General features: G+C 55.5%; 22 protein-coding genes and 3 tRNA genes. 16 read left to right on the forward strand and 9 right to left on the reverse strand.

The window, feature by feature from the left end; all coding sequences use genetic code 11:
- Positions 1-82 precede the first annotated feature (82 nt).
- Positions 83-1,147, reverse strand: a complete 1,065-nt coding sequence (locus tag SIK69_RS00825; protein ID WP_319628297.1) for a GGDEF domain-containing protein — start codon at positions 1,145-1,147, stop codon at positions 83-85.
- 253 nt (positions 1,148-1,400) lie between these two features.
- Here SIK69_RS00825 and SIK69_RS00830 point away from each other — a divergent pair, with 253 nt between their 5' ends.
- Entirely contained in the window at positions 1,401-1,640 is a 240-nt protein-coding gene (locus SIK69_RS00830) for a DUF1435 domain-containing protein (RefSeq protein WP_319628296.1), read from the forward strand.
- Between the two features lie 37 nt (positions 1,641-1,677).
- On the opposite strand, the gene SIK69_RS00835 is transcribed toward SIK69_RS00830, so the two are convergent.
- From SIK69_RS00835 to rsmC, 4 genes are all read right to left on the reverse strand, one after another.
- Positions 1,678-1,764, reverse strand: a tRNA-Leu gene (locus SIK69_RS00835).
- 28 nt (positions 1,765-1,792) lie between these two features.
- Positions 1,793-1,879 (reverse strand) — tRNA-Leu (locus SIK69_RS00840).
- A 29-nt stretch (positions 1,880-1,908) separates the two neighbouring features.
- A tRNA-Leu gene (locus SIK69_RS00845) sits at positions 1,909-1,995 on the reverse strand.
- 180 nt (positions 1,996-2,175) lie between these two features.
- The gene (gene rsmC, locus SIK69_RS00850; protein ID WP_319628295.1) at positions 2,176-3,204 is read right to left on the reverse strand and encodes a 16S rRNA (guanine(1207)-N(2))-methyltransferase RsmC; all 1,029 of its coding nucleotides are present in this window, start codon (positions 3,202-3,204) and stop codon (positions 2,176-2,178) included.
- A 138-nt stretch (positions 3,205-3,342) separates the two neighbouring features.
- On the opposite strand from rsmC, the gene SIK69_RS00855 reads away from it, so the two are divergent.
- From SIK69_RS00855 to SIK69_RS00895, 9 genes are all read left to right on the forward strand, one after another.
- The gene (locus tag SIK69_RS00855; protein WP_319628294.1) at positions 3,343-3,756 is read left to right on the forward strand and encodes a DNA polymerase III subunit psi; all 414 of its coding nucleotides are present in this window, start codon (positions 3,343-3,345) and stop codon (positions 3,754-3,756) included.
- Positions 3,725-4,171 (forward strand): ribosomal protein S18-alanine N-acetyltransferase, encoded by a 447-nt coding sequence (gene rimI / locus SIK69_RS00860; protein ID WP_319628293.1) that lies wholly within the window; start codon positions 3,725-3,727, stop codon positions 4,169-4,171. Before SIK69_RS00855 ends, rimI begins: the two co-directional genes overlap by 32 nt.
- Before the next feature lie 20 nt (positions 4,172-4,191).
- Positions 4,192-4,866 carry a pyrimidine 5'-nucleotidase gene (gene yjjG, locus SIK69_RS00865; RefSeq protein WP_374941353.1) on the forward strand — a complete coding sequence of 225 codons (675 nt, stop codon included), beginning with the start codon at positions 4,192-4,194 and terminating at the stop codon, positions 4,864-4,866.
- A gap of 91 nt (positions 4,867-4,957) precedes the next feature.
- Positions 4,958-6,547, forward strand: coding sequence for a peptide chain release factor 3 (prfC, locus tag SIK69_RS00870; RefSeq protein WP_319628291.1), 1,590 nt, complete (start codon positions 4,958-4,960; stop codon positions 6,545-6,547).
- Positions 6,548-6,882: 335 nt separating this feature from the next.
- Positions 6,883-7,494 carry a molecular chaperone OsmY gene (gene osmY / locus SIK69_RS00875; RefSeq protein ID WP_319628290.1) on the forward strand — a complete coding sequence of 204 codons (612 nt, stop codon included), beginning with the start codon at positions 6,883-6,885 and terminating at the stop codon, positions 7,492-7,494.
- A gap of 109 nt (positions 7,495-7,603) precedes the next feature.
- Positions 7,604-7,765: a DUF1328 domain-containing protein gene (locus tag SIK69_RS00880; protein ID WP_007373037.1), complete on the forward strand. Its 162-nt coding sequence runs from the start codon at positions 7,604-7,606 to the stop codon at positions 7,763-7,765.
- A 128-nt stretch (positions 7,766-7,893) separates the two neighbouring features.
- Entirely contained in the window at positions 7,894-8,967 is a 1,074-nt protein-coding gene (locus SIK69_RS00885) for a patatin-like phospholipase family protein (protein WP_319785190.1), read from the forward strand.
- Positions 8,964-9,743, forward strand: a complete 780-nt coding sequence (locus SIK69_RS00890; RefSeq protein ID WP_319785191.1) for a TatD family hydrolase — start codon at positions 8,964-8,966, stop codon at positions 9,741-9,743. Before SIK69_RS00885 ends, SIK69_RS00890 begins: the two co-directional genes overlap by 4 nt.
- 170 nt (positions 9,744-9,913) lie before the next feature.
- On the forward strand, positions 9,914-11,191 hold the full coding sequence (locus SIK69_RS00895; protein WP_319785192.1) for a NupC/NupG family nucleoside CNT transporter: 1,278 nt from the start codon (positions 9,914-9,916) through the stop codon (positions 11,189-11,191).
- 1 nt (position 11,192) lies between these two features.
- Here SIK69_RS00895 and SIK69_RS00900 read toward each other — a convergent pair whose 3' ends face one another.
- Complete coding sequence (locus SIK69_RS00900) at positions 11,193-12,056, reverse strand: YjjW family glycine radical enzyme activase (protein WP_319628286.1); 864 nt, start codon at positions 12,054-12,056, stop codon at positions 11,193-11,195.
- Positions 12,028-13,566, reverse strand: a complete 1,539-nt coding sequence (locus SIK69_RS00905) for a YjjI family glycine radical enzyme (protein WP_319785193.1) — start codon at positions 13,564-13,566, stop codon at positions 12,028-12,030. The genes SIK69_RS00900 and SIK69_RS00905 overlap by 29 nt, the downstream gene beginning before the upstream one ends.
- A 228-nt stretch (positions 13,567-13,794) precedes the next feature.
- On the opposite strand from SIK69_RS00905, the gene deoC reads away from it, so the two are divergent.
- The 4 genes from deoC to deoD all read left to right on the forward strand — a co-directional run bounded on the left by deoC (position 13,795) and on the right by deoD (position 18,168).
- Positions 13,795-14,574 (forward strand): deoxyribose-phosphate aldolase, encoded by a 780-nt coding sequence (gene deoC / locus SIK69_RS00910; protein WP_319785194.1) that lies wholly within the window; start codon positions 13,795-13,797, stop codon positions 14,572-14,574.
- Positions 14,575-14,756: 182 nt separating this feature from the next.
- On the forward strand, positions 14,757-16,079 hold the full coding sequence (deoA, locus tag SIK69_RS00915) for a thymidine phosphorylase (RefSeq protein ID WP_319628283.1): 1,323 nt from the start codon (positions 14,757-14,759) through the stop codon (positions 16,077-16,079).
- 51 nt (positions 16,080-16,130) lie between these two features.
- Complete coding sequence (deoB, locus tag SIK69_RS00920) at positions 16,131-17,354, forward strand: phosphopentomutase (protein ID WP_319628282.1); 1,224 nt, start codon at positions 16,131-16,133, stop codon at positions 17,352-17,354.
- A gap of 91 nt (positions 17,355-17,445) precedes the next feature.
- Positions 17,446-18,168, forward strand: coding sequence for a purine-nucleoside phosphorylase (deoD, locus tag SIK69_RS00925; protein ID WP_095280675.1), 723 nt, complete (start codon positions 17,446-17,448; stop codon positions 18,166-18,168).
- A 49-nt stretch (positions 18,169-18,217) separates the two neighbouring features.
- On the opposite strand, the gene lplA is transcribed toward deoD, so the two are convergent.
- Both lplA and SIK69_RS00935 read right to left on the reverse strand, forming a co-directional pair.
- Positions 18,218-19,234 (reverse strand): lipoate--protein ligase, encoded by a 1,017-nt coding sequence (lplA, locus tag SIK69_RS00930; RefSeq protein WP_319785195.1) that lies wholly within the window; start codon positions 19,232-19,234, stop codon positions 18,218-18,220.
- A gap of 16 nt (positions 19,235-19,250) precedes the next feature.
- Positions 19,251-19,901 (reverse strand): YtjB family periplasmic protein, encoded by a 651-nt coding sequence (locus SIK69_RS00935; protein ID WP_319628280.1) that lies wholly within the window; start codon positions 19,899-19,901, stop codon positions 19,251-19,253.
- 104 nt (positions 19,902-20,005) lie between these two features.
- Here SIK69_RS00935 and serB point away from each other — a divergent pair, with 104 nt between their 5' ends.
- Both serB and radA read left to right on the forward strand, forming a co-directional pair.
- Positions 20,006-20,977 carry a phosphoserine phosphatase gene (gene serB / locus SIK69_RS00940; RefSeq protein ID WP_319628279.1) on the forward strand — a complete coding sequence of 324 codons (972 nt, stop codon included), beginning with the start codon at positions 20,006-20,008 and terminating at the stop codon, positions 20,975-20,977.
- 9 nt (positions 20,978-20,986) lie between these two features.
- Positions 20,987-22,369: a DNA repair protein RadA gene (radA, locus tag SIK69_RS00945; protein WP_319628278.1), complete on the forward strand. Its 1,383-nt coding sequence runs from the start codon at positions 20,987-20,989 to the stop codon at positions 22,367-22,369.
- Positions 22,370-22,396: the final 27 nt, after the last annotated feature.

The raw sequence follows: 22,396 nt of genomic DNA on the forward strand, positions 1-22,396 counted from the left end.
AAATGATAATGATTGCCAATCCTAGCTATAGAAAAAAGCATTCGCAACCCTTTTCATACTTTTCACTGCTCAATTATTTTCTTCAGGCCTTTTGCAGCGCCTCGCTGGTCAGAATATTATTGCGGCCCAAATGCTTGGCCTCGTACAGCGCTTTGTCCGCCTGCTCCAGCGCACCTTCCATATCTTCGCCGAGCAAGGGCGCTAACCCGATGCTTACCGTCACGTTGGTGGCGACACTGTGATTAAACATGTGGGAAATTTTTAGGTCGTAAACGCGTTGGCGAATGCGTTCTGCCGTTTCCAGCGCCATCTCCGGCGTGGTGGATGTCAGCACCACCATAAATTCTTCACCGCCATAGCGGGTGACGATATCTCTTGATCGCACGGCATTGCGTATCGCCGCCGAAACCTGAATCAGCGCCTGGTCGCCCATCATATGGCCGTAGTGATCGTTATAAGCTTTGAAGTAGTCGATATCGAGCAGTAATACATAATGGCCGCTGGCGTCCAGCGACAGCAATGTCTCAAGGCGATTTTGCAGGCCGCGGCGGTTATACAGGCCGGTAAGGGGGTCAAGCATGCTCAGATCGTTCAGCGTCTGTCGCTCTTCGAGCAGCTTATACATCAGCCCGTGCGCGAAGTTATCGTAACGTTTTTGGATAACACTCTGAATGGTTATTCCGATAACAGGCAGCGCAAAGCAGTAGAGCATTCGCAGCCATTGATCGCCGTCACTTAATAACAGACAGGTGACCAGCACCGGCAACGAGTGGAGGGTAAAGGCGATGATATTATTCGAAAAAGCAATTGCGCCGACAAACAGCACGCTTAATAAGGCAATCACCAGATAGCTAAAATTCGGCTGATGCATTAACGGTGTTTTGGTGGCGACATGCCAGGCCCAGAGGCAACCAAATAATATGGAGATCGCCGGAATATTAATTTTTCTCTCCGCCCACGCCCAGTGACCAAGCAGCAATCCCGCGCTGATGACGGTTATCATCACCAGCGGGACGGTAATCGCTAAAATGTGATGCATCGGACTCAGCATCGAAAAAAGCGATGAAGCTAAATTAAGGAATAGAAAGAGACGCAGTGAAAATTGATATTTTTTAACGCGCAGGGCACGCCAGGATTGTGATGTCATGTCAGGAAGTCGTTATTAATTATGAGATTATAGAAACACTAACCATCAGGAATGACAAAATTCACGCGGGAACGAGCCGCGCGAAAATATCAGGAACATTAATCATTTCGGTTAATCCGCACAATTTATCACCTTACTGCAACACTGTCATCAGCGTGACCGTAAAGAGCGCGCTGGGGACAGGCACGATCTTGCAAATGATAAAAATTATCATATGATATTGGTTATCATTATCGATTTGAGAGTTATAACCATGTTGCAACGGGCGTTAGGCAGTGGATGGGGCGTGTTAATCCCGGGCGTGCTTTTAGTCGGATTGGGTTTTGTCGGGCTGTCGGTTGACGTTTGGCGAAGTTTAATCGCGCTGGGGCTGTTGCTGACGGGCGTGATGATCTGGCATCGTCAGTTGCGTCACTTTGTGCTGCTGCCATCGGCGTTCGCATTGATAAGCGGGATGATGATGGTGCTAATGAGTTTGAAGCAAATGGGATGAAATAGAACAGGGAGAGAGAAGAGAGAGATAAGAATGCTGGTGCGAGGGGGGGGACTTGAACCCCCACGTCCTTACGAACACTAACACCTGAAGCTAGCGCGTCTACCAATTCCGCCACCTTCGCACAGAAATCTTATCTTGATATTACTCGTTGGTGCGAGGGGGGGGACTTGAACCCCCACGTCCTTACGAACACTAACACCTGAAGCTAGCGCGTCTACCAATTCCGCCACCTTCGCCCAGTGCGAGCAACATCTTACGTGGTATATGGTGCGAGGGGGGGGACTTGAACCCCCACGTCCGTTAGGACACTAACACCTGAAGCTAGCGCGTCTACCAATTCCGCCACCGTCGCATACCATCGACTCTTAAAAAGAATCGTTACCACGGAGGCGCATTCTAGTGGTTTTCGGATTTTCGTCAACAGTTAATTGCAGCAGAATTTTCCGATCGCTGTAAAAGTGGGCGCATTAGCGACCTGGGAGAGCGGGAAGGGAGAACGCCCACAGGTTAAAGCCTGCGGGCGGGAGAGCATTTACTTTTTCGCCTGACGGGTCAGCACCGTACGATAGACTTTAAAGCGGCCGGTCTGGGCAAGCACTTCGTGGAAACCAAAGATTTCATCCAGCACTTTCGGATACGGCAGGAAGGCGTTGGCCACAATACGCAGTTCACCGCCAGTGCCCAGATGGCGCACTGCGCCACGGATAAGCTGTTGCGTGGCTTCGAGGCTGGTTTGCAGCCCGTCATGGAACGGCGGATTGGAGATAATCATGTCGAAGCGACCGGTCACCTCAGAGAAGACGTTGCTGGCAAGGACTTCACCTTCCAGGCCGTTAGCCGCCAGGGTGGCGCGGCTGGCTTCTACCGCCGCGGCGTTGACATCACACAGGGTCAGACGCACTTTCGGTGAGTGGCTTGCCAGGACGGTGGCCAGCACGCCAGCGCCGCAGCCGACATCCAACACTTTACCTTTGGTGTGCGGGGTTAGGGTGGAGAGCAGCAACTTACTGCCAACATCCAGGCCATCGCGGCTGAAGACGCCCGGCAGCGTTTTGATGGTCAGGCCATCCAACTGATACTCGGACCAGTTATCTTCTGCGCTGAACGACGGCTGTTTTTCCAGGCGACCGTGGTACAGGCCACAGCGACGCGCGCTGTCGATTTTGTTCAGCGGCGCGAATTCCGCCAACATCTGTTCGGCGCTGCGCACGCCACTGCGGTTCTCACCGACCACAAAAATATCGGTGCCAATCGGCATCATCGATAAAATATTGGTCAGTTGATACAACGCTTCAGGCTTGTTCTTCGGCCAGTAGTAAATCAACGTATCACAATCAGCCACATCGGCCGCTTCTGCGGTCAGGCTGAAGCGAACGTTCTCACCCATTTGGGCACTCAGAACCTGCCAGTGGTGAAATTGTTGAGTGTGGGCACGGCTAAATGCGGTGTCCAGACGAGCGGGCAGGTCATCCTGCAGATCACCGGCAAACAGAATGCGGCTTTGTTCGAAATCATCACTGTGGCGCAGCAAGACTTCACTTGCCGGGGTCAATGCAGACATAAAAAGGAATCCTCTATAAACGACGGGCGCGATTATACACATTATCTGTATGAACCGCGCGTGCGGCACCTTGCTTTATTGGCGCACGTTCGTCGAATTTGCTATATTTGCGCGCCTGACAGACAGGAGAAACCCGCGATGACATCCCGACGAGACTGGCAACTACAGCAACTGGGCATTACCCAGTGGGCTTTGCGCCGCCCCTCGGTTTTGCAGGGCGAAATCGCCATCTCGCTGCCTGAACATATTCGTCTGGTGATGGTGGCGCAAACGCTGCCGCCGCTGACCGATCCGCTGGTCAATGACATCCTGCGCGCGCTCGCCGTCACGCCGGATCAGGTCTTACAGCTGACGCCGGAGCGCGTTGCGATGCTGCCCGAGGGTGGCCGCTGTAATAGCTGGCGTCTTGGCGACGCTGAACCGGTCGCGCTGGAAGGTGCTCAGCTCGCCAGCCCGACATTCGAACAACTGCAGTCCAGCGCGGCGGACCGGGCTGAACTCTGGCGACAAATTTGCGCTCATGAACACGATTTCTTCCCTAAGCCAGACTGATTTACCGCGCGCTCTACAGATTGAGCAGCGCGCCCACGCCTTCCCGTGGAGCGAGCAGACGCTCGCCAGCAATCAGGGTGAGCGCTATCTCAACCTGCAGCTGACGGTGGACGGCGAGATGGCGGCCTTCGCCATTACGCAAATCGTGCTCGATGAAGCCACGCTGTTTAATATCGCCGTCGATCCGGCGTATCAGCGTCGGGGTCTGGGCCGGGAATTGCTCGAACAGGTTATCGACGAAGTGGAAAAACGCGGCGTCGTCACGCTGTGGCTGGAAGTCCGTGCCTCGAACGCTGCCGCCATCGCACTGTATGAAAGCCTGGGCTTCAACGAGGCGACGATTCGACGCAACTACTATCCGACCGCTGACGGGCGTGAGGACGCAATCATAATGGCACTGCCAATCAGTATGTAAGACAAGGGTTTACGATGAAGATGTGGGACTGGATTTTCTTTGATGCCGACGAAACGCTGTTTACCTTCGATTCGTTCAGTGGCTTACAGCGGATGTTTCTTGATTATAGCGTGACCTTCACCGCTGAAGATTTCCAGGACTATCAGGCGGTTAACAAGCCGCTGTGGGTTGATTACCAGAACGGGGCTATCTCCTCGTTACAGCTTCAGCATCAGCGTTTCGAAAGCTGGGCGGCGCGTCTGAACGTGAACGCCGGTGAACTGAACAATGCCTTTATGAACGCGATGGCGGAGATTTGCGCCCCGCTGCCGGGGGCCGTTTCACTGCTCAATTCGCTGCAGGGAAAAGTGAAGATGGGGATCATCACCAACGGCTTTACCTCCCTGCAACAGATTCGCCTTGAGCGTACGGGTCTGCGTGAACACTTTGATTTAGTGATTATTTCTGAAGAAGTCGGCGTCGCCAAACCGGATCCGCGTATTTTCGATTATGCGCTGGATCAGGCGGGCAATCCGAGTCGCTCGCGGGTACTGATGGTCGGCGATACCGCCGAGTCGGACATTCGCGGTGGCGTCAATGCCGGGCTCTCGACCTGCTGGCTGAATGCGCACCAGCAAACGCTGCCTGCGGATCTTACGCCGACCTGGACTGTGACATCACTTGCCGAGCTGGAGCAACTCCTGTGTAAACATTGATTGTCAGTCCCCGGCTTACGGGTAAAATAGCCGCATTTTTCGTATTCAACATGCGCGGCCTGCGGTCGCGTTTACTTAAGAAGAACTGACTATGACGTTGTCTCCTTATCTGCAAGAGGTGGCGAAACGCCGCACTTTTGCCATCATCTCGCACCCGGATGCCGGTAAAACGACCATCACTGAAAAGGTGTTGTTGTTTGGGCAGGCTATCCAGACTGCCGGTACCGTTAAAGGCCGTGGCTCAAGCCAGCATGCAAAATCTGACTGGATGGAGATGGAAAAACAGCGTGGGATTTCCATTACTACCTCGGTAATGCAGTTCCCGTATCACGACTGCCTGGTAAACCTGCTGGACACCCCGGGTCACGAAGACTTCTCTGAAGATACCTATCGTACCCTGACCGCCGTCGACTGCTGTCTGATGGTTATCGATGCCGCGAAAGGCGTCGAGGATCGGACGCGCAAGCTGATGGAAGTCACCCGTCTGCGCGACACGCCGATCCTGACCTTCATGAACAAACTTGACCGTGACATCCGCGATCCCATGGAAGTGCTGGATGAAGTCGAGAGCGAGCTGAAAATTGCCTGTGCGCCAATCACCTGGCCTATCGGCTGCGGTAAGCTGTTCAAAGGCGTTTATCATCTCTATAAAGATGAAACCTACCTGTATCAGACCGGTAAAGGCCACACCATTCAGGATGTCCGCATTGTGAAGGGGCTGAACAACCCGGAACTGGATACCGCCGTGGGTGAAGATCTCGCGGCCCAGCTGCGTGACGAGCTGGAGCTGGTGCAGGGCGCATCGCACGAGTTCGACCAGGAGCTGTTCCTCGCCGGGGAAATCACCCCGGTCTTCTTCGGGACCGCGCTGGGTAACTTCGGCGTCGACCACATGCTCGACGGTCTGGTGGAATGGGCTCCAGCGCCGATGCCGCGTAAAACCGACACCCGTGAAGTGGAAGCCAAAGAAGAGAAGTTCAGCGGCTTCGTGTTTAAAATTCAGGCCAACATGGACCCGAAACACCGTGACCGCGTGGCATTCATGCGTGTGGTGTCCGGCAAATATGAAAAAGGCATGAAGCTGCGCCAGGTGCGTACCGGTAAAGACGTGGTGATTTCCGACGCGCTGACCTTCATGGCGGGCGATCGTTCGCACGTTGAAGAAGCGTTCCCGGGCGACATCATCGGTCTGCATAACCACGGCACTATCCAGATTGGCGACACCTTCACCCAGGGCGAAATGATGAAGTTCACCGGCATTCCTAACTTTGCCCCTGAGCTGTTCCGTCGTATTCGCCTCAAGGATCCGTTGAAGCAGAAGCAGTTGCTCAAAGGGCTGGTTCAGCTGTCGGAAGAGGGCGCGGTGCAGGTCTTCCGTCCGATTGCCAACAACGACCTGATCGTCGGCGCGGTGGGTGTGCTGCAGTTCGACGTGGTGGTTGCGCGTCTGAAGAGTGAGTACAACGTCGAAGCGATTTATGAATCGGTGAACGTCGCGACCGCCCGCTGGGTTGAAAGCAATGACGTGAAGAAGTTCGAAGAGTTCAAGCGTAAGAACGAAGTTCAGCTGGCGCTGGATGGCGGCGATAACCTGACGTACATCGCCCCAACCATGGTTAACCTCAACCTGACCCAGGAACGTTACCCTGACGTCCAGTTCCGCAAGACCCGCGAACACTAATCCCCTCCAGAGCACGGCCCACGCCGTGCTCTGTCATTTTCCCTCCCTGTTGATTCCCTTGCAGAAAGTTCTTAATTGAAGCCGTTTTCGCTGTAAAAGACTACTTTTTAGCCGTTTGGCCGAGCGCGTTCAAAATTGTTGGCTATATTTAACAAAGTGATGACAAGTTTGCTGGCTTAAACCGCTAATCAATGCGTGTTTATCGGCGCGATAAACCAGCAGATTTGCCATTCGCGATATTAATAACTGTGAGATTGTGGTGATGTTCACCCCTACAGCAATGCGATCATGAAGATCGCCTGAGCTCAAATTCTGAGCAAACTACAGGAATCGAGATGATGACAACCCAAAAGATGTCCAAAACGCTGCTGGCGATGATGCTGGGTACTGCCCTGATGAGTGGTTCTGCTCTGGCAGAAACGACCATGGATAAAACACAATCCGCTGCCGACAGCGCCGGACAGAAAGTCGACAGCTCCATGAACAAAGTCGGCAACTTTATGGATGACAGCAGCATCACGGCAAAAGTGAAAGCGGCTCTGGTCGATCATGATTCAATTAAGAGCACCGATATTTCAGTAAAAACCGATGACAAAGTGGTCACCTTGAGCGGCTTCGTTGAAAGCCAGGACCAGGCTGAAGCCGCGGTTAAAGTCGCGAAAAGCGTAGAAGGTGTGTCCTCGGTTAGCGATAAGCTCCATGTACGCGACAGCAAGTCACAGGACATGAAGGGCTACGCGGGTGATACCGCAACCACCAGCGAGATTAAAGCCAAACTACTGGCTGACGACATCGTCCCGTCACGTAATGTGAAAGTGGAAACCACCGACGGTGTGGTGCAGCTTTCCGGGACAGTTGAGTCCCAGGCGCAGAGCGATCGTGCCGAGAGCATCACCAAAGCGGTTGATGGCGTAAAAAGTGTGAAGAACGACCTTAAAGTTAAATAAAGAAGTTTTAACATTTTTCCCCGGCGTTGCCGGGGAGACCAGTCTGTCGTTTTGAGTGCCTGAGCGTTCATCAAAGCGGTCGACATTCACTATGGTAAAGGAGAATCGTATGTTTCGTTGGGGCATTATATTTCTGGTAATCGCGTTAATTGCCGCCGCTCTGGGCTTCGGTGGTCTGGCCGGTACGGCAGCGGGCGCAGCAAAAATTGTCTTTATCGTCGGTATCATCCTGTTCCTGGTGAGTCTGTTCATGGGACGCAGGCGTCCGTAGCGACGTCGACTGAAGACGTTAAATTTTCGTAACAAAAGCCAGTCTTCGGACTGGCTTTATCAGTTTAAGAGAATCCTTATCTGCGCTATGGTGAACTAACAGAAGAATCATAAAAAACGGGAAGCAGTGTGGGACAGCGAATTCCGGTAACGCTTGGCAATATAGCGCCACTCGCGGCCAACCCCTTTCTACCAGGCAAGCTTGCGCTGGTGTGCGAAGGTGGGGGTCAACGCGGTATTTTCACAGCAGGGGTGCTGGACGAGTTCATGCGCGCACGATTTAACCCCTTTGATCTCTATTTCGGCACCTCTGCCGGGGCGCAAAACCTGTCGGCGTATGTCTGTAATCAGCCGGGCTATGCCCGAAAAGTCATTACCCGCTACACCACTTCCCGCGAATTTTTCGATCCGATGCGCTTCGTGCGCGGTGGAAACCTTATCGATCTGGACTGGCTGGTGGAGTCGACGGCGAGCAAAATGCCGCTGGCGATGGACATTGCGGCCCGTGAATTTGACGTCGGCAAAGCGTTCTATATGTGTGCCTCTCGTGCCGACGACTACTCCCCTGGCTATTTCTCACCGACGCGTGACACCTGGATGGATCAAATCCGTGCCTCCAGCGCGATCCCGGGTTTTTATCGTCCGGGCGTGACGCTCGATGGATTTAACTGGCTGGACGGCGGCGTGAGTGACGCCATTCCGGTTCAGGAAGCGGTCAAACGCGGCGGCAACACTATTGTGGTGATCCGCACTGTGCCGTCGCAGATGTATTACACCCCACAGTGGTTTAAGCGTATGGAGCGCTGGCTGGGGGAAAGCAGTCTGCAACCGTTTGTGAATCTGGTTCAGCATCATGAGAAGACCTACCACGCCATTCAGCAATACATCGAAAAACCGCCGGGGAAAGTGCGGATCCTTGAGATTTATCCACCTAAGCCGTTGAAAAGCATGGCGCTGGGTAGCCGCCTACCTGCGTTACTGGAAGACTACAACGTTGGCCGCCAGTGCGGACGTTACTTCCTGGCGACGATGGGTAAAATGTTGGCAGAGAAGCCGCCGCTGCACCGTTACAAAACCCGGGTGGCGATGCCTGCCCCGTTGGTCGTGCCGCCTGCGGTGGTCGCCAACGATGTGCATAGCGCAACGCTGGTCGATGCGCCTCAGGCCAATGATGCCAACTTTGATAACGAGGGACTGGCGTGAGTTATCACTTCACCGACACCCACTGCCATTTTGATTTTCCGCCGTTTGTGGATGACCTTGAAAACAGTCTGACGCGCGCGGCGCAGGCGGGGGTGACCAGAATAATTATCCCGGCGATCGACGCTTCACGCTTTGAGCTTGTGCTGGCACTGGCTGCCGCGCATTCCCCGCTGTATGCCGCCCTGGGCCTGCATCCGATTGTGATTGAAAAGCATAATGAACACAGCCTGGCACAGCTCGCGGCCCTGCTGGCGCGCAAGCCTAAGAAACTGGTGGCGGTAGGGGAGATAGGGCTCGATCTCTATCGAGAGGATCCGCAGTTCGACCAACAACAGGCGTTGCTTGATGAACAACTCAAACTCGCCAAACGTTACGATCTGCCGGTGATCCTGCATTCACGTCGGACGCATGACATATTGGCGCAGCACCTCAAACGGCATAATCTGCCGCGCACCGGGGTGGTTCATGGTTTTGCCGGGAGCCTGCAACAGGCGGAGCGATTCATTCAGCTCGGTTATAAAATTGGCGTCGGCGGGACCATTACCTATCCACGGGCAAGCAAAACCCGCGATGTCATGGCACGCTTACCGCTCTCAGCCTTACTGCTGGAAACGGATGCGCCTGATATGCCGCTGAACGGTTTTCAGGGACAACCTAACCGTCCTGAACAGGCGGCCCGTGTTTTCGAATCCTTGTGCGAACTGCGTTCCGAATCGCCTGCTGAAATTGCTGATACGTTAGCTTATAACACCCAAAAATTATTCTTAACCTCATAATTAGCCTCCCTGTAAGTGACGTAGATCTCATTCTTTAGCATTCGATTCATATAATTGCCGGAATTGTGTGAGCCAGACGCACAGAATAGTCACGGATCGTTATAATCGGCCCGCTCGAATGGGATTTATCCCCCTTTCACCTTTTGACTTTCAATACACAGGGACTCTGTATGCAAATCCTCATGGGACTGATCGGCATGGTGGTACTGATTGCCATCGCCGTGCTGCTTTCCAGTAACCGCCGTGCCATCAACCTGCGTACCGTGCTTGGCGCATGGATGATTCAGGTCGCCATCGGGGCGCTGATCCTTTATGTTCCTGCTGGCCGCAAAGTGCTGCTGGCGATGTCCGAGGGCGTCGCAAACGTTATCGCCTATGGCAACGAAGGGATCGGCTTTCTGTTCGGTGGCCTGGTTTCCGATAAAATGTTCGAACTCTTTGGCGGCGGTGGCTTTATCTTTGCCCTGCGCGTGCTGCCGGTCATCGTCTTCTTCTCCTCGCTGATTGCGGTGCTCTATTACCTCGGTATCATGCAGTTCGTGATCCGTATTCTGGGCGGCGGTCTGCGGGCCTTGCTGAAAACCTCTCGTACCGAATCGCTGTCGGCTACTGCGAATATTTTCGTCGGTCAAACCGAAGCGCCGCTGGTGGTGCGCCCGTACATTGCGACCATGACCCGCTCTGAGTTGTTTGCGGTGATGTGTGGTGGCCTGGCGTCGGTGGCCGGTTCTGTACTGGCGGGTTATGCGCAGATGGGCGTTCCGCTGGAATACCTGATTGCCGCGTCCTTCATGGCCGCACCGGGTGGTCTGCTGTTCGCGAAAATCATGCTGCCGGAAACCGAAATCCCGAATGATTCACCGGAGCTGGAAGCTCAGATGCCGGATGCTGACCGTCCGTCTAACGTGCTGGATGCTGCCGCATCGGGTGCGGCGTCCGGGATGCAGCTGGCGCTGAACGTCGGGGCAATGTTGCTGGCCTTCGTGGCGCTGATTGCACTGCTGAACGGCATTCTCTCCGGGATTGGCGGCTGGTTTGACTATCCGCAGCTGTCGATGCAGCTGATCCTCGGCTGGGTATTCTCCCCGCTGGCGTGGGTCATTGGCGTGCCGTGGAGTGAGGCAACGGTGGCTGGGTCATTCATCGGCCAGAAGCTGATCATCAACGAGTTCGTGGCCTACATGAACTTCGGCGAATATCTGAAGGACGATGCCGTGGTCGCGGCGGCTGGCTTACAAGTGATTTCTGACCACACCAAAGCCATTATCTCGTTTGCCCTGTGCGGTTTTGCCAACCTGTCGTCGATTGCAATCCTGATTGGTGGTCTGGGCAGCCTGGCACCAACCCGTCGCCAGGACATCGCCCAGCTGGGCCTGAAAGCCGTGGCGGCCGGGACGCTCTCGAACCTGATGAGCGCCACCATTGCCGGGGTATTCCTCGCGCTCTGATCTACAAATAAAGCGCCGGGAGGATAATCTCTGATATTCCCCGGTCGTTCAGCGCCTGTGCCAGTGGCTCCACGTCCTGCGCACCGGCGCTGCGCCAGGTTTGCGCTTCCCCGTATACGCCGTGCGCATGAAAGGCGTTCAGCCTCAGCGGCACATCCCCTAATGAACGAATAAATTCACTCAGCGGCCCAATGGCCTGCAAATAATCCGTTTGCCCTGGAATCACCAGCAGGCGTAACTCCGCCAGCATTCGCTTCTCCGCCAGCCAGCGAATACTCGCTTTGATTCGCGCGTTGCTCCGCCCGGTGAGCGCCAGATGCACCTCGTCATCCCACGCTTTCAAATCCACCATCACCCCATCACAGACGGGCCGTAACTTCTCCCAGCCGTTAATACCCAGCTCGCCGTTGCTGTCGACCAGACAGGTCAGATGCTTCAGGGCAGGCGTGGCGTTAAGCTGGCTGAACAATTCAACGATAAACGGTAGCTGGGTGGTAGCTTCCCCGCCGCTGACGGTAATGCCTTCGATAAACGGCGCGGCGCGCGTTACCTGCTGTAGCACCTCGTCGACCGTCAGCGTCCGCGTCATCGGCGTAGCCTGCTGGGGGCAGAGTTTCAGGCAGGTATCGCACTGCTGACACACCGCTTCCTGCCAGATAACCTGCCCGTTTAGCACTGAAAGCGCGCCGTGCGGACAGGACGAGACGCACTCGCCGCAGTCGTTACAGTGCCCGATAGTCCACGGGTTGTGGCAGTTTTTACAACGCAGATTGCAGCCCTGTAAAAACAGCGTCAGACGGCTGCCAGGGCCGTCGACGCAGGAGAACGGAATGATATTACTGACTAAAGCGCATCTGCTGCTCATGGCTGATGACTCTCGGCTGTCGTTCCAGAATGCGGGTGTTGCGCGCGGCTTCTTCGCCCAGCCACGTGGTATTGGTGCGCGAGCCTTCCGCGCGGAATTTTTCCAGCTCGGATAAGCGCACCATATAGCCGGTGACACGAACCAAATCGTTGCCGCTGACGTTAGCCGAAAACTCACGCATTCCGGCGTTAAACGCACCCAGGCACAGCTGCATAACCGCCTGTGGATTGCGTTTGATGGTTTCGTCCAGGGTCAGAATGTCGCTGATCCCGGCAGGATAAAAGGCGTGATGCGGGGCGACGGTCAGCAGGTGGCTGACCGGATCCGGCTCGCTGCCATAAGGAATGCGTGCCCCCGGCGTGGTGCCGCTATCGGAACTGATACCCGACTGTGCATGCAGCAGTGCGCGCTGCTTCCAGCCATACTTCACTGGCGTATTTTCTACAAACGCTGCCAGCTGCGCACTGATGCGCCAGCCGAGCTCATTGGCTTCATCATGCTGACCATAGCGCGCCGGGCTGCCCGCTTTTTCACACAGCACATTCACCGCCTCGGCAAGGCCGTACATACCAAACATCGGCGTAAATCGCTGCGGATCAATCAACCCTTCGGCTACCAGGAAGCTATTCTCAAAGAAGTGCGATTGTTGATAGAGGAACGCACAGCGAGCATCAATGATGCTGGTCTGCTGCTGGCAATAGTGCGGCAGGACGCGGGAAAGGAAGTCTTCCGTCGATGCGCTACGCAGCGCGATTTCTTTCAGATTGAGGCGAACAAGGGTGCTGCCGCCGCCCGCCAGCGGCAGTGAGTTGTAACAACTGACCACCCCATACTGTCCTTTTGTGAAAATTTTATCATTTACAGGGCCGTTGGCGATGTGCGGTTTACTGCATTCGCAGATGTTTTTGCTGACCTCAAGCAGTAAATCATCCGGCGTAATTTCCGGGTCGTAGATAAAGGTCAGGTTCGGCGCAACCTGCTTTAACTCAGCATCGGCCCGTAAAATGGCGCGCGTCACCGGCGTATCTTCCGGGCCGATATTGACATGGGTAAACGCATCCGGCAGGGTGCGGTCGAGATAGCGCCAGAAACGTTTTATGCGGATATCGATTTCTTCTTGTGTTAGAATTTTAACATAAGGCGAAAGGATCGTATCCAGGTGCCCAAGGTAAACCGGCATCGAGGTCACCGAAGGCACGTGATGATAGAGAATAGTGAGTAACGACAGCGCGTCATCCAGGTCTTTCGCCCCTTCAAGCTCCAGCCATTGCGATCCATTGGCGAGGAAGCGGGCGTAGTCCGGTAGGACGTAACGCGGTTTGAACGGCGCATGGCCTTCAAACATGTCGCAGATAACGCCGTCATTCAGCGCCGCCTGGGCATCCGCTGGCAGGTCGGGATAGGGTAAAGCGTTTTCTGCTTCAAGGGCCAGGAAGTGACGTTTTTGCTCGGGGCTTAGCGTTTTGCTTGTCACAATATTCTGGCAACGTTGCTCAAAAGAGTCAGACATAGAAGTTCCTCAGACGCGTTGACGATGAGGACAGTGTAGAGAAAAGCGCCAGCGGGACTTTTGATCCAACCTCCCACACTGACGCTTTAAAGAGTGATAGAGCTCTCATTACAGTCATGCAAATTTGCATACGCGTTTCATTAACTGTGATGAGGATCGAAGTGTAACCGTGGGTCGGTGTTAAAATAGTCACAGACCCGCAAGGTAAAATTAAACACCGGAGATAACATGACCGATTTAACTGCAAGCAGCCTGCGCGCGTTAAAATTAATGGACCTGACCACCCTGAACGATGATGACACCGATGCGAAAGTCATTGCCCTGTGCCACCAGGCGAAAACCCCGGTGGGCAATACCGCGGCAATCTGCATTTATCCACGTTTCATCCCTATCGCGCGTAAAACCCTGAATGCACAGGGCACGCCGGATGTGCGTATCGCCACCGTTACCAACTTCCCGCACGGCAACGATGACATCGATATCGCGCTGGCGGAAACCCGGGCGGCTATCGCTTACGGTGCAGATGAAGTGGACGTAGTCTTCCCGTATCGCGCGCTGATCGCCGGTAACGAGCAGGTCGGTTTTGATCTGGTGAAAGCGTGTAAAGACGCCTGCGCCGCCGCGAACGTGCTGCTGAAAGTGATCATCGAAACCGGCGAGCTGAAAGAAGAGCGGCTTATTCGTAAAGCATCTGAAATCTCTATCAACGCCGGGGCTGATTTCATCAAAACCTCTACCGGTAAAGTGCCAGTGAATGCCACCCCGGAAAGCGCACGGATCATGATGGAAGTTATTCGTGATATGGGCGTTGAAAAAACCGTCGGCTTTAAGCCAGCGGGCGGCGTACGTACTGCGGAAGATGCACAAACCTTCCTGGCGATTGCCGATGATCTGTTCGGTGCCGACTGGGCTGACGCCCGTCACTACCGTTTCGGCGCATCCAGCCTGCTCGCGAGCCTGCTGAAAGCCCTGGGCCATGGCGACGGCAAGAGCGCCAGCAGCTACTGATTACTCGTCATACTTTGAGCCGCAGGTGCGTTGGCTGCACTCTCTCACCCCAGTCACTTACTCCTGTAAGCTTCTGGGGATTCGATCCCTTGCCGCCTTCCTGCAACTCGAATTATGTAGAGTAATATTTCTTCGCGGTGGGTTAACCGCCGCATTCAACCCGATTCCTCATGGGGGTTACCGTGTTTCTCGCACAAGAAATTATTCGTAAAAAACGCGATGGTCACGCGCTGAGTGACGAAGAGATCCGTTTCTTCATCAATGGTATTCGTGATAACACCGTGTCGGAAGGGCAGATTGCCGCCCTGGCGATGACCATTTTCTTCCACGATATGGCTATTGAGGAGCGTGTCTCGCTGACCATGGCGATGCGGGATTCAGGCACGGTACTCGACTGGAAAAGCCTTAATCTGAATGGCCCGATTGTGGATAAGCACTCCACTGGCGGCGTGGGTGATGTGACCTCGCTGATGCTTGGCCCAATGGTGGCGGCCTGCGGCGGATACATTCCGATGATCTCCGGGCGTGGCCTGGGGCATACCGGCGGGACACTCGACAAACTGGAAGCGATCCCGGGGTTCGATATCTTCCCGGACGACAACCGTTTCCGCGAAATTATTAAAGACGTTGGCGTGGCGATCATCGGGCAGACCAGCTCCCTCGCGCCAGCGGACAAACGTTTTTACGCCACGCGCGACATCACTGCCACCGTCGATTCTATTCCGCTGATCACCGCTTCGATTCTGGCGAAGAAACTGGCTGAAGGGCTGGACGCGCTGGTCATGGACGTAAAAGTGGGCAGCGGCGCATTTATGCCGACCTATGAACTCTCAGCGGCACTGGCCGAGGCCATTGTTGGCGTGTCTAACGGCGCAGGCGTACGAACCACCGCCCTGCTGACCGACATGAACCAGGTGCTGGCGTCCAGCGCCGGGAATGCGGTTGAAGTCCGCGAAGCCGTACAGTTCCTGACCGGTGAATACCGTAACCCGCGTCTGTTCGAGGTGACCATGGCGCTGTGCGTGGAAATGCTCATTTCCGGCCGTCTGGCGAAAGACGAAGCCGATGCCCGCGCCAAACTGCAGGCGGGGCTGGACAGCGGTAAAGCCGCGGAGATCTTCGGTCGTATGGTTGCGGCGCAAAAAGGCCCGACCGATTTCGTTGAGAACTACGCGAAATACCTGCCAACGGCGATGCTCAGCAAAGCGGTCTATGCCGATACCGAAGGCTTTGTCTCCATGATGGACACCCGCGCATTAGGCATGGCGGTGGTGTCGATGGGCGGCGGACGTCGTCAGGCTTCTGATGCGTTGGATTACAGCGTCGGCTTCACCGACATGGCCCGTCTGGGCGACAGCATTGACGGACAGCGTCCGCTGGCCGTCATCCACGCCAAAGACGAAGCGAGCTGGCAAGAAGCCGCGAAAGCGGTGAAAGCGGCAATTAAACTGGACGACGTCGCACCGAAAGAAACACCAACGGTCTATCGTCGAATCACGCAATAGCGGTATACTGATCTGATCGCTTTTTTGCAGCGCAAAACGTACGGAGAAGATATGAAACGTGCATTTATTATGGTGCTGGACTCTTTTGGGATCGGTGCCACCGAAGACGCAGAACGTTTTGGTGATGTTGGTGCCGACACCATGGGCCATATCGCAGAGGCCTGTGCGAAAGGTGAAGCAGATAAAGGCCGTAAGGGCCCGCTGAACCTGCCGAACCTGACCCGTCTGGGTCTGGTGAAAGCCCACGAAGGCTCTACCGGTAAGGTTGCCGCAGGTATGGACGGCAACGCCGAAGTGACTGGCGCATACGCTTGGGCGCATGAGCTTTCTTCGGGGAAAGACACCCCGTCTGGCCACTGGGAAATCGCCGGTGTGCCTGTGCTGTTTGACTGGGGTTACTTCCCTGAACATCACAACAGCTTCCCGCAGGAGCTGCTCGATAAACTGGTGAAACGTGCCAATCTGCCGGGCTACCTCGGTAACTGTCACTCTTCCGGAACCGTGATTCTGGACGAGCTGGGCGAAGAGCATATGAAAACCGGTAAACCGATTTTCTACACCTCCGCGGATTCCGTGTTCCAGATTGCCTGTCACGAAGAAACCTACGGCCTCGATAAGCTGTATGAGCTGTGCGAAATTGCGCGTGAAGAGCTGACCGAAGGCGGCTACAACATTGGTCGCGTAATTGCGCGTCCATTCGTGGGCGATAAAGCGGGTAACTTCGAACGTACCGGCAACCGTCACGATCTGGCCGTTGAACCGCCAGCGCCAACCGTGTTGCAGAAACTGGTTGATGAGAAAGACGGCCACGTCGTGTCCGTCGGTAAAATCGCGGATATCTACGCCAACTGCGGCATCACCAAAAAAGTGAAAGCTACCGGTCTGGACGCGCTGTTTGATGCCACCATCAAAGAGATGAAAGAAGCGGGCGATAAGACCATTGTCTTCACGAACTTCGTTGATTTCGACTCCTCGTGGGGCCACCGTCGCGATGTCGCCGGTTATGCTGCGGGTCTGGAACTGTTTGACCGCCGTCTGCCTGAGCTGCTTGAGCTGGTGGGTGAAGATGACATCATCATCCTCACCGCTGACCACGGCTGCGACCCAACCTGGACCGGGACCGATCACACCCGTGAACACATTCCGGTGCTGGTGTATGGTCCGAAAGTGAAAGCGGGCTCGCTTGGTCATCGCGAAACCTTCGCGGACATCGGTCAGACCCTGGCGACCTATTTCGGGACGTCACCAATGGAATACGGCAAAAACATGCTGTAATGGGATTGCCCGGCGGCGCACAGCTTGCCGGGCCTACGGTTTTGTATACCGGGTTCGCTACCCGGATAATAAACATAAAAAGGATAGAAAGATGGCAACTCCACACATTAACGCCGAGATGGGTGATTTCGCAGACGTCGTACTGATGCCGGGCGATCCCCTGCGTGCGAAGCATATCGCTGAAACGTTCCTCGAAGATGTGCGCGAAGTGAACAACGTGCGCGGCATGCTGGGTTTTACCGGAACCTATAAGGGCCGTAAAATTTCCGTCATGGGCCACGGCATGGGCATCCCGTCCTGCTCCATCTACACCAAAGAGCTGATCACCGATTTCGGCGTGAAGAAAATCATTCGTGTGGGTTCCTGCGGCGCTGTGCGCATGGACGTAAAACTGCGCGACGTAGTTATCGGCATGGGTGCCTGCACCGATTCCAAAGTGAACCGTATGCGTTTCAAAGATCACGACTTTGCGGCGATCGCTGACTTCGGCATGGTGCGTAACGCGGTTGATGCGGCGAAAGCGCTGGGCGTTGATGCGCGCGTCGGCAACATCTTCTCTGCTGACCTGTTCTATTCTCCAGACGGCGGCGAAATGTTCGACGTGATGGAAAAATACGGCATTCTGGGCGTCGAAATGGAAGCCGCCGGTATCTACGGCGTTGCGGCGGAGTTCGGTGCCAAAGCCCTGACCATCTGCACCGTGTCTGACCATATCCGTACTCATGAGCAGACCACTGCTGCTGAGCGCCAGACCACCTTTAACGACATGATTAAAATCGCGCTGGAATCCGTTCTGCTGGGCGATAAAGAGTAATATCGTTTGTGCCGGGTGGCGGCTTCGCCTTGCCCGGCCTATCTTTTCGTTATCTCAACGCCTTTGCAATCCACGCCGACAATTCTCGCAGCTCTTTTTCCTGTTCCGGGAAATCCACTACCAGTGCATCACACGCCTGTTGCAGTACATCGGCGCGATACAGGCAGCCCTGTAAACGTGCGGCTAGCGCTTCAAGCGGCGCGGGATTGAGGCTGTCGGTAAAGACCTGCGTGCGGGTAATTCGCCCTTTTTCAACGTCAAAATGCAGCTCAACGCCGCCCCAGGTAAAGCGCTCATCCAGCAGGTGGGAGAAGGCCGGAGCCTGACCGAAATTCCACTCCCAACTGCTTTGCCGGGCAAAGGTTTCTGCGAAGTTAGGCAGGTCGGGGGCCTTATCCGGAGAGATGATTTCCGCCGCCACCCGCTCGCCATAATGGGCGAAAAAGGCTTCGGTCACCGCGTCGCAAATCTGTTGATGGGTAATACCTGGCAGCAGCTCTGTCAGGTTGGCCACCCGACCCCGCACGGAGGTAATGCCTTTCGCCTGGAGCTTTTTCTTGTCGGGATTCAGGTAGTTGGCCAGGCGGCTGAGGTCGGCATTCAGCAGCAATGTACCGTGGTGAAAGCCGCGATCCATGGTTTCGCGATAGGCTGAGCCGGAGACTTTGCGATCGCCCTCGGGGGTTTTCACCACCAGGTCGTTGCGCCCGGAGGCGTCAGCGTCAATCCCTAGCGCATTCAGCGCATTGAGCACGATAGCGGTAGAAATGGTTTTGTCGTACTCCGGCTTCCCTGCCATAAAGGTAAAACAGGTATTACCAAGGTCATGGAACACCGCGCCGCCGCCGCTGCTGCGACGCGCCAGGCGCACGTTGTCTTCTTCCATACGCCGGGTGTTGCACTCTTTCCACGGGTTTTGCGCCCGGCCAATTACCACCGTATCGGCGTTACGCCACAGGAACAGCACCCGCTGGGTAGCGGGCATTTGGCGGAAAATACACTCTTCAACCGCCAGGTTAAACCATGGATCGTATGAATCAGAGATAAGCAGACGCAGGGTCGACATGGCAGATTTCCTTTCCTTAATTATTATCGTTCTTTTCGCCGTCATCTTCTTCCGGCACGGACTTGCTGGCGGTGAGTAAGAACGGCGACTGCTGCCAACGGGTGCGTTTTCCCTGCAACAGTGTGCGGGTCAGTACCACACCGATCGCCAGCGAAAGCAGGAGCATCAGGCGCAAAATGTTGGTGGTGTTATCGACCTGTTTGGCTTCCGTCGGTAGCGTATGGGTATCGAGCGTCAGGCGCAGGTAGCCGAGCGGTTCATTCTTGCCCTGAATAGGTTCGACGATCTGCTGATTAAAATAGCCCCCGGCTTTTTTACCGTCGAGCGCCAAACGGTCGCGGACGTTAACGCGTTCACCGGCGTGGGTCACCAGGTCGCCCTGTTCGTCATACACGCTGGCATCCAGCAGGCGGCTGTTGGTGGTCAACTGAACCAGCAGCTGATTAATTTTTTTCTCATCAGGTGTCTCTGAGCGCATTAATGGCGCAAGGTTCAGCGTAACCTGATGGGCCAGCGAGCGTGCCAGTTCCTCCATCTGCGGATCCCGCAGGCGCTGGTGGCTTTGACTGAACCACGACGCCCCTTGCATCAGGGCGACCAGCAGGGCGAGACAGATAAGAACGATCACGGCGCGATGCAGCCGAAATTTGATTTTTGCGCGAACCATATTCCACCTTTGAAAATTTGCAGCTTAATGTTGCCAGAAGCGGCGGATACAGGGTAGCCTCATGCGTTATTTTCCCTGGCTGAATCTTAATGAGTGGAGCCGTAATGCCGAACAGTTTGACCTGGTGCGACCTGCCCGATGATGTCTCTTTGTGGCCTGGACTGCCGCTGTCCTTAAGCGGCGATGAGGTCATGCCTCTGGACTATCATGCCGGGCGCAGCGGCTGGCTGCTTTACGGCCGTCGTCTCGACAAGCAGCGTCTGACCGATTACCAGCACAAACTGGGCGCGGCGATGGTGATTGTCGCCGCTTGGTGCGTTGAAGATTACCAGGTTATCCGCCTGGCAGGCTCGCTCACGCCGCGCGCGACGCGTCTGGCACATGATGACGGGCTGGACGTGGCACCGCTGGGGAAAATCCCGCATCTGCGCACCCCGGGATTGCTGGTGATGGATATGGATTCGACCGCGATTCAGATTGAATGCATCGATGAAATCGCCAAGCTGGCGGGCACCGGCGAACAGGTGTCCGAAGTCACCGAACGTGCGATGCGCGGCGAGCTTGATTTCACCGCCAGCCTACGCCAGCGTGTCGGCACCCTGAAAGGAGCGGATGCCGATATTCTTCGTCAGGTACGTGACTCATTGCCGCTGATGCCGGGCCTCGCGTCGCTGGTGCTGAAGCTGGAAACGCTCGGCTGGAAAGTGGCGATTGCCTCCGGTGGCTTCACTTTCTTTGCCGATTATCTGCGGGACAAACTCCGTCTGACGGCGGCGGTTGCCAACGAACTGGAAATCCGCGACGGCGTGCTGACCGGCAATGTGATAGGCGATATCGTCGATGCACAATACAAAGCCAACACCCTGAAAAGCCTGGCGGAAACTTACGAAATCCCGGCGGCACAAACCGTCGCGATTGGCGATGGTGCCAACGACCTGCCGATGATCAAGGCGGCGGGCCTGGGCATCGCCTATCATGCCAAACCGAAAGTTAACGAGCAGACGGAAATCACCATCCGTCACGCTGACCTGATGGGCGTGTTCTGCATACTCTCCGGCAGCCTGAATCAAAAATAAGAGGTCAACGTGGCGAAAGCACCCAAACGCGCATTTGTCTGTAACGAGTGTGGCGCGGATTATCCGCGTTGGCAGGGACAGTGCAGCGCCTGTCATGCCTGGAACACGATTACTGAGATGCGCATTGCCGCTTCGCCCACCGTTGCGCGCAACGAACGTCTGAGCGGTTATGCGGGCAGCTCCGGCGCGTCGAAAGTCCAGAAGCTGTCTGACATCAGCCTGGAAGAGCTGCCGCGTTTCTCCACCGGATTTAAAGAATTTGACCGTGTCCTCGGCGGCGGTGTGGTGCCGGGCAGTGCCATCCTGATTGGTGGCAACCCGGGGGCGGGGAAATCCACGCTGCTGCTGCAAACGCTGTGCAAGCTTAGCGAGCAGATGAAAACCCTGTACGTGACCGGGGAAGAGTCATTACAGCAGGTGGCAATGCGCGCGCATCGCCTCGGTTTGCCCGCTTCGAATCTCAACATGCTGTCAGAAACCAGCATTGAGCAGATTTGCCAGATTGCCGATGAAGAGCAGCCGAAGCTGATGGTGATTGACTCCATCCAGGTGATGCACATGGCGGACGTTCAGTCGTCGCCGGGCAGCGTGGCGCAGGTGCGTGAGAGCGCGGCCTATCTGACGCGCTTCGCCAAAACGCGCGGCGTGGCGATCGTGATGGTCGGTCACGTCACCAAAGATGGCTCGCTGGCAGGCCCGAAAGTGCTCGAGCACTGTATCGACTGTTCGGTACTGCTGGATGGCGATGCCGATTCCCGTTTCCGCACTCTGCGTAGCCATAAAAACCGCTTCGGCGCGGTTAATGAACTCGGCGTTTTCGCCATGACCGAACAGGGCCTGCGTGAAGTCAGCAACCCGTCGGCGATTTTCTTAAGCCGTGGTGATGAAGTGACGTCCGGCAGTTCGGTGATGGTGGTCTGGGAAGGCACGCGCCCGCTGCTGGTCGAGATCCAGGCGCTGGTCGATCAGTCGATGATGGGCAACCCGCGTCGTGTCGCGGTGGGGCTGGAGCAAAACCGTCTGTCAATTCTGCTGGCGGTATTGCATCGCCACGGCGGGTTGCAGATGTTCGACCAGGACGTGTTCGTCAACGTGGTCGGCGGGGTGAAAGTTACCGAAACCAGCGCCGACCTGGCGCTGCTGATGGCGATGGTCTCCAGCCTGCGCGACAGGCCGTTGCCGCAGGATCTGGTGGTGTTTGGTGAGGTTGGCCTGTCCGGGGAAATTCGCCCGGTGCCAAGCGGTCAGGAACGTATCTCCGAAGCGGCGAAACACGGTTTCCGCCGCGCCATCGTGCCTGCGGCCAACGTTCCCAAAAAAATCCCTGAAGGAATGAAAGTCTTTGGCGTTAAGAAGCTTTCTGACGCTCTAAATGTCTTTGACGACTTATAATACAAAGCATTACTCAATTGCAGGAGG

It is taken from the genome of Scandinavium lactucae (assembly GCF_033843265.1).
GTDB lineage: Bacteria > Pseudomonadota > Gammaproteobacteria > Enterobacterales > Enterobacteriaceae > Scandinavium > Scandinavium lactucae.